Origin of the sequence: Vibrio sp. V04_P4A5T148 (assembly GCF_963875605.1) — a bacterium.
Classification (GTDB): domain Bacteria; phylum Pseudomonadota; class Gammaproteobacteria; order Enterobacterales; family Vibrionaceae; genus Vibrio; species Vibrio anguillarum.
The window spans coordinates 1-14,659 of sequence record NZ_CAWNMS010000048.1; the positions used below are offsets into that span (position 1 = coordinate 1).

At 45.3% G+C, this 14,659-nt stretch carries 10 protein-coding genes; 6 read left to right on the plus strand and 4 right to left on the minus strand.

From position 1 onward, the window contains the following. The first annotated feature begins 159 nt into the window (after positions 1–159). Positions 160–1,341: an alpha-hydroxyketone-type quorum-sensing autoinducer synthase gene (gene cqsA, locus AACT18_RS10480; protein WP_017050024.1), complete on the plus strand. Its 1,182-nt coding sequence runs from the start codon at positions 160–162 to the stop codon at positions 1,339–1,341. Positions 1,342–1,427: 86 nt separating this feature from the next. Here the strand turns inward: cqsA and AACT18_RS10485 are convergent, their stop codons facing one another. The 4 genes from AACT18_RS10485 to cra all read right to left on the minus strand — a co-directional run bounded on the left by AACT18_RS10485 (position 1,428) and on the right by cra (position 9,090). Continuing rightward, entirely contained in the window at positions 1,428–3,479 is a 2,052-nt protein-coding gene (locus AACT18_RS10485) for an ATP-binding response regulator (protein WP_013868489.1), read from the minus strand. 154 nt (positions 3,480–3,633) lie between these two features. After that, complete coding sequence (locus AACT18_RS10490; protein ID WP_094125759.1) at positions 3,634–6,675, minus strand: SbcC/MukB-like Walker B domain-containing protein; 3,042 nt, start codon at positions 6,673–6,675, stop codon at positions 3,634–3,636. Further along, complete coding sequence (locus AACT18_RS10495; protein ID WP_094125760.1) at positions 6,675–7,817, minus strand: exonuclease SbcCD subunit D; 1,143 nt, start codon at positions 7,815–7,817, stop codon at positions 6,675–6,677. The genes AACT18_RS10490 and AACT18_RS10495 overlap by 1 nt, the downstream gene beginning before the upstream one ends. Positions 7,818–7,959: 142 nt before the next feature. Next, positions 7,960–9,090: a catabolite repressor/activator gene (gene cra, locus AACT18_RS10500; RefSeq protein ID WP_176428348.1), complete on the minus strand. Its 1,131-nt coding sequence runs from the start codon at positions 9,088–9,090 to the stop codon at positions 7,960–7,962. A gap of 226 nt (positions 9,091–9,316) precedes the next feature. Between cra and fruB the strand changes: the two genes are divergently transcribed. From fruB to AACT18_RS10525, 5 genes are all read left to right on the plus strand, one after another. Further along, the gene (gene fruB / locus AACT18_RS10505) at positions 9,317–10,459 is read left to right on the plus strand and encodes a fused PTS fructose transporter subunit IIA/HPr protein (protein WP_013868485.1); all 1,143 of its coding nucleotides are present in this window, start codon (positions 9,317–9,319) and stop codon (positions 10,457–10,459) included. 10 nt (positions 10,460–10,469) lie between these two features. Next, the gene (gene pfkB / locus AACT18_RS10510; protein ID WP_094124939.1) at positions 10,470–11,423 is read left to right on the plus strand and encodes a 1-phosphofructokinase; all 954 of its coding nucleotides are present in this window, start codon (positions 10,470–10,472) and stop codon (positions 11,421–11,423) included. 18 nt (positions 11,424–11,441) lie between these two features. Continuing rightward, the gene (gene fruA, locus AACT18_RS10515) at positions 11,442–13,184 is read left to right on the plus strand and encodes a PTS fructose transporter subunit IIBC (RefSeq protein ID WP_094143152.1); all 1,743 of its coding nucleotides are present in this window, start codon (positions 11,442–11,444) and stop codon (positions 13,182–13,184) included. A gap of 141 nt (positions 13,185–13,325) precedes the next feature. Beyond that, a complete protein-coding gene (locus AACT18_RS10520; RefSeq protein WP_237666715.1) occupies positions 13,326–13,703 on the plus strand; it encodes a hypothetical protein in 378 nt (125 codons plus the stop codon). Positions 13,704–13,756: 53 nt separating this feature from the next. After that, complete coding sequence (locus tag AACT18_RS10525; protein ID WP_026027215.1) at positions 13,757–14,443, plus strand: DedA family protein; 687 nt, start codon at positions 13,757–13,759, stop codon at positions 14,441–14,443. The last annotated feature ends 216 nt before the right edge of the window (positions 14,444–14,659 follow it).

Genomic DNA, 14,659 nt, shown 5'->3' on the forward strand with positions numbered 1-14,659 from the left:
GGATAAGCCTAGGCAATGACGAACAATACAAAAGACACTATACCTTAATTTGCAATAGCAGCCAAAATAATAAAAACTCATTCGTGACAATTTTAAATTAATATTCAATATATCCTTTGTCAGCTGGCATTTAATTAAAAACATATAAAGGATATAACCATGAATTCACGTAAGTGGAAACACGAACTACCGGCTTCTATACAATCTAGAATTGACTATTTTATCAATGATTTGATTAATGCAAATGCTAACGGAAAACACCTAGTCCTAGGGAAAAGGCCAACAAAAAACGACATAGTGTTACAAAGTAATGATTATTTAAGCTTGGCTGATCATCCATTAATTAAAGCACGGCTGAAAAACGCCATCGATAAAACACATGATAGTGTTTTTATGTCCGCTATTTTTCTACAAGATGAAGAGTCTAAACCTTCATTAGAAACGAAATTTGCAGAATTTGTAGGCTTTGATAGTTGCCTTCTTTCTCAATCAGGATGGAATGCTAATACAGCCTTGTTGCAAGCCGTGTGCGGGCCACAAAGTAACGTCTACATTGATTTTTTTGCTCACATGTCAATGTGGGAAGGTGCTCGCTATGCTAATGCCAATATTCACCCATTCATGCACAATAATTGTGATCATTTACAAAAACTGATCGCTCGACACGGCCCAGGGCTCATCGTGGTTGATTCGATTTACAGCACTATCGGTACGATTGCACCACTCACCGATTTGGTCACTATCGCCAAAGAGTATGGATGCGCCATTTTAGTTGATGAGTCGCATTCACTTGGCACACATGGCGAAAAAGGTGCAGGACTTGTCAGTGAATTAGGGTTAACAGCAGAGGTTGACTTTATTACAGCTAGCCTTGCAAAAACATTCGCGTATCGCGCTGGCGCTATTTGGGCGAATAATAATGTGAATCACTGTATCCCTTTTGTGGGTTATCCCGCTATTTTTAGTTCAACTATTTTGCCTTATGAAGTCGAAGCGTTAGAAGCGACATTGGACATTATCAAATCAGCCGATTCTAAAAGAACTCAGTTGCACCGCAATGCACACACACTGCGTCGTGGACTAAATAGTATAGGGCTAAGCGTACGAAGTGAGTCCCAAATCATAGCGCTAGAAACCGGAGATGAACGAAATACAGAAAAAGTTCGCGATTATTTAGAAGAGAATCAAATATTTGGTGCTGTTTTTTGCAGGCCTGCCACTTCAAAGAATAAAAACATTATTCGGCTTTCGTTAAATAGTAATGTCACTGACTCACAAATTGATACCATATTAACTGTGTGTGAAAGGGCCCAAAATGATAGCAGTCTCTATTTCAAGTAAGTCACGCATCGACATACTAAACCAATGGTACAATCTCAAATAAGAAGGATAAGGTAAGGAATAACCCTAGGGTTTACCTAGGGTTATTAAATCCAGTGACTTAATTTTTTTAACAATAGCGTTTTATCCGCTGGTTTTAAAACGTAATCATTCATTCCTGATGTACGGATTTTTTCTATCGTTGAAGGGCTATTGTCACCCGTGTGCCCAATAATAGGCACTTTACTGTAAGAAGCGGTGGATGAACGGATAGATAAAGTGGCCGAAATACCATCCATAATCGGCATTTCAATATCCATTAACACCAAGTCAATTGAGTTATTGGCCAACATTTGTAATGCTAATTCCCCATCGCTCGCTTGCAGTACTTCATACCCTTGCTTTTCTAGCAACAGAGCGGTGAAGCTACGTAAGGAGTGGTTATCATCGACCAACAAAATTCGTTTTTCATAATCATATTGTTTTAACGGGATAACATTTTTATCGGCAATAAGCTCTTCCGTTTCAAAGAGTAGTTCATCAATAATCGCCGATCCATCCAATAACAATTTGTGCTTTTCAATTGGGTAAATGGTTAAATGACGCTCCATCGTCAGCGCGTAACGCTGATTTTGGTCATATAAATAGCAAACTTTTGCTTGTGTAAAATGCAGTTTAGGTTCCAGTTTGGTTAAGTAATCCGGCGTTTCATCCAACGTTTGCAGATCCACAAAGATCAGATCAAACTCAAATTCAAACTCTTCTCGACGCAAAGCACTCTCAGGCTCTAAGACATTAAGCTGGAAACCAAGATAGAACGATTTCTCACTGAGATAACGATTCACTATGCTCGTTTTGCCAATATAAAGCAGAGATTTCGCCTTCATTAGATCGAGTTTAATATTAGCGACGGCTTGCGAATCATACTCGGGAAACGTTAAGGTAAACTCCGTCCACTCTCCAAGTTCAGAACGGCAGATAATATCCCCTCCAAAAGCATGCATTACTTTACGGCAAAAGGGTAACCCCAGACCATAGCTGCCATTTTTACCGAAGGTATAAAAGTCTTTAAAAATATCGTCTAGCAAATGAGGTTCAATACCAACACCATTGTCTTTCACTGTAATTTGGTGGCAATTCTCACTTGATTTCAAGGTGATATGGATATTAAACATATCGTTATTTTGATAGTAGAACGCATTCTTGAGTAGATTATAGAGCACGTATTTTAACAGTGTACTGCTGCCTAAAAAATCAAAGTCATCCACCACCTTAAGAGTCACTGCCTGCCTGTCTTCTGGTCTTTTATAAGAAAAACTGCGCAGTGCCTCTTCTATAACAGGCTTTACAGCATGCTTTTTAAAGGTCGATGTTGAGACCCTATTTTGATCAATCGAGGTTAACAGCAAATCAATGGTCTCATTACCGGAGCGAATGACTTCATCAGCATCTCTTAATAGCCCAGCAATCAGCTCTAAATCTTTAGACGGTAGCGTATAAGATTCTGATTTGGATGCAGTAGGATTGGGCAATACTGAACCCATTACTTCAATTGACGCTTTTAACGCACTTAATGGATTTCTCATTTCATGCGCAATACCTGCGCCAAAAGACTTGGCAATCGACACCTTCGCTTCATGTTCAATTTGGTTACGAAAATAGAACAGGTTGCCAAAAATGTAAGTAAATAGAAAAATCGGTACGTACGGCCATTCCACCATCACTCGCAGTTCCGCGTCCATTACGCCATAAGTCACAAAGTAAGCACATGCTAATGCAATAGCGGCTTGAATCAGCATGACTTTTGTTTCGTGGACTAAGAGGATATGGAGGAAAATAGACGCCATGAACGACATCGCCCAGATCGTTGACCAATCGTTCATCAGCATCATGTAGCCAAAGAAGAATGGCAAACAAAATCCTATTGAAAACAAGTAATAGTAAGGTAAGTAGTGCTGTAAATGTTTCGGCGTTGAATTGCGAAAAATAATCCCCGCAAATAAAATGGCGCAAATCGCCCGTAACTCCATACTTTCATAAGGTTGTGGAAAGAGATAAGTCCACACGTAATAATAAAGGGGAAAACCAATGAACCCCATCCATCCCACAAGGGTGAGGTTCGGCTCAGCGTACTGGTATATTTTTTTTACTACGTCCATGTAACCTTACCAAACTGATACATTCATTTTTATAATCATAATTGTGCATAACCTGACTGTGTATAACCTGTTTTTTTGAAAGCGTCGAAGTCAGTTACACTCATCACGCCATACCTATTAATAACTAGCACAAGATAGACCACATTCCCATTCATTATGCAACAAGTCTTATTGAGCTGCCGTTATTTCTCGCCACATCGACATCAATGCGTAAGGCTATTTGCTCTTTCAGCTCGCTCACGTGAGAAATGATGCCGATCGTTCGGCCTCCTTGTTGTAAGTCGACAAGGGTTTGAATCGCCAAGTCCAATGACTCAGGATCTAAACTGCCAAAACCTTCATCGATGAACAGTGTGTCCAGTTTAATACCGCCGCTGTATGATTGCACCACATCCGATAAACCCAGCGCCAATGACAATGCCGCCATAAAAGATTCACCACCTGACAAGGTCGCCACATCTCGCCATTTTCCGGTGTAGCCATCTTCGACCATCAGATCAAGCCCTGAACCCACATTACCTTTGGCGCGATCTTCTTTACGCTTGAGCAGATAACGCCCCTTACTCATGATCTGCAGCCTCATTGAGGCTTGGATCAGCACATCATCTAACAGCACGCCAAGAACAAAGCGGTGTAAACTCACTTTAGCGCCTGTTTTGCCGTTGGCGATATCGCTTAAAGTCCCAAATATTTGATACTCTTGCTCTAAGGCTTCATTTTTTATATGTAAAATAGCGATTTTTTCTTTCACACTGGCTAAGGCATCCATTTTAGACCGTAACGTGCTCCATTGATCCAATGCGCTTTGCTGTAACATGGCTACAGCCTCGACCGCGCTTGCATACTCAGCAAGATTGGGCTCACTTTTTTCACTCAGCTCACTGGCTAATGTTTGAAGCTGAGCGTTTAACGTCGTACTTCTTTCGTCAAATTGTTTGATCTGCTTTTCAAGCTGCTCGATCTGCTGTGAAGATAAACGTGCCTGTAAATAGTGCTCAGTATCGTCGAACTGGCTCTCAATCAGCGTACTGTGCCACTGCTGCTGTGACTGCGTAAACGCATTTTGCCAATGTATCTGGTGTTCGACCGCCGCCGCTAACGCCGCTTTCGCACCAGAAAAATCGGCATTCGCTTGATTGAAGCGCGCATTGGTTTCCGCATCTAAACGGTTGAGATTAGCCAATTGCAGCTCTAACTGGGTTAAAGATTCGTTCAAATGCAAACTGTCTTGATACGACTCCGGGATCCCTTGGCTTAAGGCAGAAACTTCGGTCTGCTCTTTGGCAACCGTCAGGGTGGCCTGTTCGACTTTATGCTGCTGCGTTTCAGCATTTTGCTTAGCTTGTGCTAACTGCAGTTCTAATTTTGCCAATTGTTGAGCTAATTGCTCTGGATTGAGCGATTCAAGATGAGCAATGGAATGTTCAAGATCGCTTTGAGCTTGCTGCAGTTGTACTAAACTTTGCGTATTTCCAGATAATGACTCCCTCAAACTTGCCATCTCTTGCTCAAGCCGTGCGTATTGGGTCGCTCGTTGCTGTTGCTGTTTTAGCGTTTCTTGCTCTGTGGCCAGTTTGTTTTGCTGTATCGCTCTCGCCTGCTGCACTTGCGCCTTAGTCACCGTTTCTCCGGTATAACGCGCTAATTTAGGATGATCGCAACTGCCACACACCGGGCACTCGTCGCCTTGATCCAAGGTTCGAGCCAGCTCGGCGGCTTGGTTGGTGTGCCAAATCAGCTCTAATTTATCGGCTTGCTGTTTCGCGTCCAATGTCGCGCGCTGCGCCAACTCAAACTGCTGCTGACTATAGCTCAGTGCAGCTTGCTCTGTGGCTAAACGCTGTTCAAGCTGCTGCAGCTTTAATAAGCGATCAATCTGCTGTTTGATGGTTTCAAGCTCTAAACGCTGGCCTTTTAACTCAGCCAACTGCTGGCTAACTCTTTCGCACTCTTGACGCTTAAGCATAATTTGCTGCTCAAACTGCTCAACAGCGGTGCGCAAGTTGTGGCGATTTTGCGTCGCGAGCTCCACTTCACGTAAGGCTTGTTGCAGCGCTTTTTGATGATGCTCCCGTTCAACAAGCTTAGTTTTGATTAGGTTTAAGTCATAAATTTGTTGCATCAGATTCGGCACTATTTTGACTTTTTCTGCCGCGTCTTCTTGAGCCGCTTTAGCTTGTTGCCACTGCTGTTGTGACTGTGTAAGCGCTTGTTCTTTTTCGACTTTTGCTTGGTTGGCCGCTTCTAACTGACGTTGTGACGATTGTAATTCGTAATAGGGTGAATCTAAGCGCGTAGCTTGCAAGGCTTGATGCCTTTGAGCTTTTACCGCATCGATGACTGACGATTGTGCATCGTGATCGGCTTTAAGTTGCACGAGTTGACGCTGCTCTTGAAATTGTTTAGCAAGGGTTTGCGCCGCCTTTTGCTCGCTGCTCGCTGCATCAAACCTTTGCTGGGCATCTAGGTACGCTGCGTGAGCGGCCGTTAATTGGGGTGACAGCTCAGCAATGCACGCTTCAAGGTGTGACTCGCTAGTTGCGTTCACGACGTCCAATGCGCCTTTAATTTGGTGATCAAATTCTTCTTTCGCTTTGCGGATCCCCGCCGCTTTCTCAAACAGCGCTCGTTCAATTTGGCTATAAATGTGAGTTTGAAACAACTGACCAAAGATTTGCTCCCGCTCTTTGGAGTTGGCAGTCAGTAATTCACGAAATTTCCCTTGGGGGATGACCATCACTTGGCGAAACTGTTTTACATCTAAACCGACCAATTCCACCATTGCTTTACCGACGGGATTGGGTTTGTTAGCAAGCAATTTCATTTCGCCATCGACCCATTCAAACAAGCTCGCGGCATGGGATTTTTTTGTTGAGCCTTCACCGCGTTTTTTCGGCACTTCTTGGTCGGGCGAGCGATCAATTTGGTAGATTCGCCCGCCAAGCTCAAACTGGTAGCTGATTTCGGTGAGCGTGTGCGGGTCCGCGTAGTCGCAGCGCATTTGATCACCAGTACGCTCACTGCCTGTCGTTTCACCATACAAAGCGTAGCAAATGGCATCGAGCAGTGAACTTTTGCCCGCTCCGGTTGGACCATTAATCAAAAATAGCGGCGAGGCTCCCAAGGCGGTAAAATCCACCACTTCTTTATGAGCAAAGGGGCCAAATGCTTGCAGAGTCAATTGTATTGGACGCATTAGACTTGGGCTCCCGGCTTTAGTGCTTGAATGACGTCGATCACCGCTTGCTCTTGCGCTGCGGTTAACGCTTCTTGCTTAGCTTCTAAGAAAAAATCGCGGAACATATCCACCTCACCGCGTGCCAAACGTGCACGCCCCATTGCTTGATCAACTCCCACCAACATGCCCGGTTTTTCTAAATGCAGTACGTTGGGGTAGGATTGACGCAGTTTTTCCATCGGGTCCAGTATCGCGTGTTTGTCGGTAAGACGAACCAACAGATAATCGTGGTTGTGTGGGTCTGTTTTGCCTTGCTCTATGATCTCCAGCAACTCACCTTCAATAATACGCATGCTATGAGGAGCAGTCAGTGGCACATGCGTGGCGCTGGCAAAACCTTGTTCATCAAATTCAACCAAGGTCGCTCCTTTCTTGTGGTGCTGCTCTGAAAAACTGTATTTCATTAGAGAGCCAGAGTAGCGGATATACTCTTCCCCCTTTTTCTGCGGTTGGTGCAGATGGCCGAGCGCAACATAATCAAAAGGTACAAAGTGTTGATGACTGACACGATCAGAGCCGCCAATGGACAAAGGACGTTCAGAGTCAGATTCGATAGCGCCATCAACAAAGCAGTGGCCAATCATAACGTGACGTTGTGACGGATTCCACTGCGATATAATCTTCTCAATAAGGTATTGATGGGCTTCATCATGACTGGTTACGGACTCTCCAAAGTGGTGGCGAACGACTTCAGGGTCGTTATAAGGCATACCATAAAATGCCACTTCACCAGCAATGGCTGATTTTAGTACCACAGGCTGCATCATCTGTTCAAAATTGCTAATAATGTGCAAGCCCGAGTGTTGCATCTGCTTGGCCGCAAAGCCTAAACGCTTCGCCCCGTCGTGATTACCAGGGATCATAATTAAGGGGATGGAAAGCTCGTTGCACACGCGGTTGACTATATCATCCATCAATTCAATGGCTGCCGTCGGTGGAACTGAACGATCGTAGATATCTCCGGCGATGATTAAAGCATCCACCCGATTGCACTGCAGGTACTCAATCAATTGATTGAGTACTGCGCGCTGATCATCCAATAAAGAAACGTTGTGAAATTGTCGACCGAGATGCCAGTCAGAGGTGTGAAGAAGCTTCATTCCAACCCTAAAAATACCGAAAATCAAAGTGCTTCATAATACGCGATTAACCAAGAAAAGCGACGTAAGATCTAGCAAAACAGAGCTTAGGTTACGTGAATTTTCTTGATGACTTTATAAAAATTAAGCTAAAAAGTGGCCATCAATAGATACGAACTTTCAGTTTACGAGGCACCAATTCGATCCCAGCTTGATAACGTTTTGCCGAAGCGTTGAGTGCCAACGCGAGTGCGCTGTCGGCAATCAATTCAAACTGCTGCGGCAACGAGTTGATTTTAATCGGCAAGAAATCAAGTAGACGGTTGTCACCAAATGTCGATAACTTAACCTGATTCATTAAACTTGGGTTTTCAAACAATACATCTAAAATCCCTTCAAGCAGAGTGTAAGAAGTCGCGACGATCGCATCTGGCATACTGTTATTGGCGATCCATTCATTCACCACTCGTTTACCCTCTTCACGGTTAAAGTGCGCGCCATAACCGATGATACTGTGCAGATTTTTCGCTCTCAGCGCTGATTCAAACCCCAACTGGCGTTCTTGCGAAATATTAAGCTCTGGTAATGCACCGACCAAACCAACGGTTTTAATCTCCGGCGTTAATAAAGAATGCGTCAATTCAAACGCGGCGTTGAAATCTTCACTGATCACACAGGCGAAAAATTCATCATCTAACGGACGGTCAATCGCAATAACCGGAGTGCCTGAATGTTGCAACTTGAGATAAAACTCACTGGCGTGAGGAATCGCGCTGGCGACAAATAGCGCATCGATGCGGCGTGAGACCAAGGCATCCACCACCGACATTTCGGTATGCGGGTCATCGTCCGAACAGGCGATGAGAATTTGGTAACCCGCTTGGCGAGAGTTCTGTTCTAACAATTTAGCAAGACGCGCGTAACTGGTGTTCTCAAGATCAGGGATGATGAGCCCAAAAGAACGGCTATTTCCTGCTCGCAAAGCAGAAGCGGCGTGATCAGGACGGTAATTATGAGCATCCACCACGGCCATCACTTTCTGCTGGGTTTTTTCACTAATGCGGTACTTCTGCGCTTTGCCATTGATTACATAACTGGCGGTGGTTTTAGAGACTCCCGCTAACTTCGCTATCTCATCTAGTGTCATATCAACCACTCTTGTTCTGTGCGTCGGATCATAGAACTCATTTTTTGATCCTTGATGAAGTTGAATTATACGCTGAATCGATTCAGTATAAAAGCTGAAAGGATTCAGCAAAATTACAAAATGATAACTAAGGCTACATTTGACCATCACTTCATCGATGTAAAGATCACCAAATGTGAGTGTTATAAAAAATGAGCAGTGTGAGTAATAAATTGAACAGCGCCATTTTTCGTCAAAAATAGGTTTGCTGAATTTTTTTGGGAAAAAAGCTGAAACGATTCAGCTTGAATAAGTCATATTAATAAACTATCACTTAGGTGAAATCTATACTTCAAAGTGATAACGAATTAAGCCGTAAGGCAAAGAGGCCAAAATGCTGCAACTCAATTCCAACAATATTACTTTGGGCCAATCACCCACGAACAAGCAAGAGGCGATTCGAGCTATCGCAGCTGATCTAACCAACAAAGGGTTCGTCGAAGCAGGTTATGTCGATGGCATGCTTAACCGTGAAGCTCAGAATTCGACCTTTCTTGGTAATGGTATCGCGATCCCACACGGTACAACCGATACACGTCAACTGGTTAAGCAAACGGGTATTGCTGTTCACCACTTCCCCAACGGCGTTGACTGGGGTAACGACGCAACCGTTTATGTCGCGATTGGTATTGCAGCGAAATCCGATGAACATTTGGGCATTCTGAAGCAACTGACGCAAGTGTTGTCCGCCGATGGCGTTGAAGAGAAACTGAAACAAGCGTCCAGTGCCAATGATGTCATTGCACTCCTCAATGGCGAAGTGCAATTTGAGCCTGATTTTGATGCTTCGTTGATCCAACTGCTTTTCCCTGCCAGTGATATGGTACAGATGAGCGCCGTCGCTGGCGGTTTGCTACGCAATACCGGCTGTGCTGACAATGAATTTGTTGCCGAACTGGTCACGAAAGAGCCAACCCACCTAGGCAAGGGATTGTGGTTAATCAGCAGTGACAAAGCGGTCAAACGCACGGGCATTTCGTTTGTGTCAACCGCCAATGCGTGTGAATACAATCAACTCAACGTCAAAGCCTTGATCGCGATTGCCGCTTGTAATAATGCCCACCAAAACATTCTGGATAAGCTCACGCAGCTTGTGCTTCAGCAGCAGCAAGAAACCTTACTCAATGCGAATGCTGCCCAATTATTGGCTTTCTTCAGCAATGACAATGAACAAGCTCCGGCAAAAGATGAGAGCGCAGCAAGCAAGGTTGCGGTATTCAAAATCAAAAACGCACATGGTCTGCACGCTCGTCCAGGAGCGATGTTGGTGGCCGAAGCGAAGAAATTTGAAGCCAATATCAAAGTGTCTAACTTAGATGGCGACGGAAAAACAGCCAACGCGAAAAGCCTGATGAAAGTCATTGCGCTGGGCGTAAAACATGGCCACCAGCTTCAGTTTTCAGCTGAGGGGCCAGACGCAGAGCAAGCATTAGAATCGATCGGTAAAGCGATTGCTTCTGGTCTAGGTGAAGGGTGAGGATTAAGTCATGACAAATAAAGTCGTCACTATCACGCTCAACCCAGCGCTTGATTTAACAGGTAGCTTGGATGTGCTGAATGTTGGCTCAGTGAACCTAGTCAAACAAGGTTCACTTCACGCCGCAGGTAAAGGGGTTAATGTTGCGAAAGTACTGAGCGATCTCGGTGCAAAGGTGACTGTGACCGGATTTCTTGGCCGTGATAACCAAGAGTTGTTCTGTCAGCTATTTGATCAAATGGCCGCAATTGATGAGTTTGTTCGTGTTGATGGTGCAACCCGTATTAACGTGAAATTGGTGGAGAAATCGGGCGAAGTGAGCGACATCAATTTCCCCGGAGTTGAAGTGACGCCGCTTGCCATTGAGCAGTTCGAACGCACTCTCGAGAGATTAGCCGCTGATCACGACTATTTTGTGCTCGCAGGCAGCTTGCCACAGGGCATCTCCCCTGCATTATGTGCTTCGTGGATCGAAAAACTGCACTCCATGGGTAAAAAAGTGCTGTTTGATAGCAGTCGTGATGCCCTCAAAGCGGGTCTTGACGCAAAGCCTTGGTTGATTAAACCAAACGATGAAGAGCTTTCTCAATTTGTGGGGCGTGAACTACACACTCCTGAGCAATGCCAAGCTGCTGCCGCGCAACTGGCCGAAAAAGGCATTGAAAATATCGTGGTGTCGATGGGAGCAAATGGCGTGATGTGGTTGAACCAACATCAATGGCTGCATGCAAAACCACCACGTATGCAGGTCGTTAGCACTGTTGGCGCAGGCGATACTTTAGTCGCGGGCCTTTGCTGGGGACACATGCAGCAGATGGAAAAAACAGAACTGCTTACTTTTGCCACTGCCCTCTCTGCGTTAGCTGTTACGCAAGTCGGCGTGGGTATGTCAAACCGAAAACAACTCGAAACCCTACAACAACAAATCCAATTACAACCCGTTAGCTTAAGCGCTAACTCATAAGGACAGAAGGTCGTAACTATGAAGATTGCTATTATTACCGCATGCCCCAGTGGCGTTGCAAACAGCATCATTGCTGCCGGGCTGCTTGAACAAGCGGCAAAATCGCTCAATTGGACCGCTGTGGTTGAATGTCATTCCAGCATCATTCAAGGCCATACGCTCTCTAGCAGTGAAATCGACAACGCAGATGTGGTGGTTATTGCTCGTAATACACCAATAGATACCACCCGCTTTATCGGCAAAAAAGTGTACCAAAGTGACATTTCAGCCTGCACGTCTGATCCCGTTGCTTTTTTAAACAGCGCGATAAATGCAGCGACTATCCTAACTGAGCAAGAGGCAAAAACGGTGTCTGCGCCAGTCGTAACGCAAGCCGCTAAAAAAATCGTGGCTATCACCGCTTGTCCAACGGGTGTTGCACACACCTTTATGGCGGCAGAAGCGCTAGAAAACCATGCAAAACGCCTTGGCCACCAGATCAAAGTAGAGACACGGGGTTCTGTGGGCGCGAAAAACCAACTCACGGCGCAAGAGATTGCTGATGCGGATTTGGTGATCATTGCGGCCGATATCGAAGTGCCACTCGATCGTTTCAACGGCAAAAAACTGTACAAAACCAGTACTGGCCTTGCACTGAAAAAAACCGATCAAGAGATCACCAACGCGTTTAACCAAGCGTCTATTTATACGCAATCGTCAGCGTCTAATAACAATCAAACCGAAGAGAAAAAAGGGGTGTACAAGCACCTGATGACTGGGGTATCTCACATGCTTCCTGTCGTAGTCGCGGGTGGTTTGATCATCGCACTCTCTTTTGTGTTTGGTATTGAAGCGTTTAAAGAGCAAGGCACATTGGCGGCAGCGCTGATGACCATTGGTGGCGGTTCAGCCTTTGCATTAATGATCCCTGTCATGGCGGGTTTTATTGCGTTCTCGATTGCTGACCGTCCGGGGCTTGCTCCTGGTTTGATTGGCGGGATGTTGGCAAGCTCTACCGGAGCCGGTTTTCTTGGCGGTATTGTGGCCGGTTTCATTGCAGGTTACGCCGCTAAATTCATTGCAGATAAAGTCTCCTTACCTCAATCGATGGAAGCGCTAAAACCAATCCTCATCATTCCATTTGTGGCGAGTCTCTTTACTGGCTTGGTGATGATCTACATCGTCGGTGGCCCTGTATCGAGCATCATGGCTGCAATGACTGAGTTCTTAAACAACATGGGCTCAGCCAACGCCGTACTTCTGGGTGTAATCCTAGGCGCGATGATGTGCTTTGACTTAGGTGGGCCTATTAATAAAGCAGCGTATACCTTTGGTGTTGGTCTACTTGCTTCGCAAACTTACGCACCAATGGCCGCTATTATGGCTGCGGGTATGGTGCCAGCGTTAGGTATGGGCCTTGCGACTTTCCTTGCCAGAGACAAATTCGAAGCCGGTGAACGTGAAGCGGGTAAAGCCTCATTTGTACTAGGTTTATGCTTTATCTCTGAAGGGGCAATCCCATTTGCAGCGAAAGATCCAATGCGCGTTATCCCAGCTTGTATGGCAGGCGGCGCGTTAACGGGTGCACTGTCTATGCTGTTTGGCGCGAAATTAATGGCTCCGCACGGCGGCTTATTTGTCCTACTGATCCCAAATGCGATTACACCTGTACTGATGTACCTAATCGCGATTGCGGCTGGTACGACGGTGACTGGCTTTGGTTACGCCTTCCTTAAAAACCGCGCAAAAGCGAGCGAGAGCTCAACCGCGGCAGCAATATAATTTGCATCATTAATATTTAACTATCATGAGTGAGCAGCAACGCTGCTCACTTTTTCACGCTTTTCCAGGGCTAAAATTCCTTTACACGCACCGCTGACACGCCGCATACTCACCCTCAGTTTTAGTAGCCTCGCGATAGTTATGATCCAGTCATTGATGTTTGCCTTCTTGTTTAGCTTATTGAGCCTGTTCTCCTCGCTCAACCTCAATGCTACACAAAGCTTTTCGGCGAGTGACTCTACGACAATCCAGCATGTTCATTTTTCCAGTCATCCATTTTTTGTTGATCGTGATGCGGCAATATTAACCACAAGGCATGAAACGCCACGAGTCAGTGGGCTTCGGTTAATCTCAGATGACGACGAAGAGACGAGCGCAGAAACTACCCTACTTTTTTACACTCTCAGTACCACTGCCTTTGTCGTCATTTGTTCTCTGTATATAGGTCAATCAACTCACGTTTTTGTGCGTAAAGCACTGCAATTTTCCAACCTGTATTCACGCTTCGCCCACGCTTAACACCTTTTTCAATCGGACCAATTATTACTATTTACTGATTGAGGAAGCTTGTTATGAATACTTTTTTGTCTATTTTCTCTGCCTTATGGCATCAAGATCTGTTTGCGCTACAACAGGTCGATCTGTCGTTACTTTACCTCTGCATTGGGTTACTTATCTTCGTTGAAAGTGCATTTATTCCAGCAGCGCCACTGCCTTGCGATAGTGTGATTGTACTGTGTGGTAGCCTTGCGGCCGTTGGGGTACTCAACCTTTATGCCATTATTGGCGTGCTGGTTTTTGCTGGTTGGCTGGGCAGTGCGATCGCCTTTTATCAAGGCCACCAACTTAAAGAGTGGCGATTAGTCTCAACTTGGCTCAACAAAGTCTCAGAAAAACAGTGGCGCACTACCGATAACTTGATCCAAAGGTATGGGCTACTGGCCATGTTCATGGGGCGCTTTCTGCCGGTAGTTCGTTCTTTGCTGCCTATGGTAATGGGGCTGCGTAATGCAGTAACACCAACACGCTTCCTGCTCGTCTCACCACTGAGCGCGCTGGCGTGGATTCTGTTTTTGGTCGGCTCAGGCTTAGGTATTTCTCTTTTGCCCGATAAGCTTGCCAAAATAGCCAATCATGCGTTGATATTAGCACCACTGATGACACTGTTGATCGCTATCTCAACGGTACTGGTGGGTTGGTTAATGCGTAAACGTTCACTGCAAAAAGCCCCTCGTATCAGTGAAGAAAGCCAATTATAGCGGCCTTACGCCACGGTTCAAATGGCCGTGGCGTTCGTAATCGAATGAGCATAGCAGCGAGCCTCGCTGACAATAGATAAAAAAAGGGCTCAAAAGAGCCCTAAAACAGAATAATTAATTATAAATGTAAAAAGCTTGCGCTCCTTACAAAACGGCTAAAGATGTGTGTATTTGTTACGTGCTCACTAATCCAATATCTCGCAAAACATCCCACTA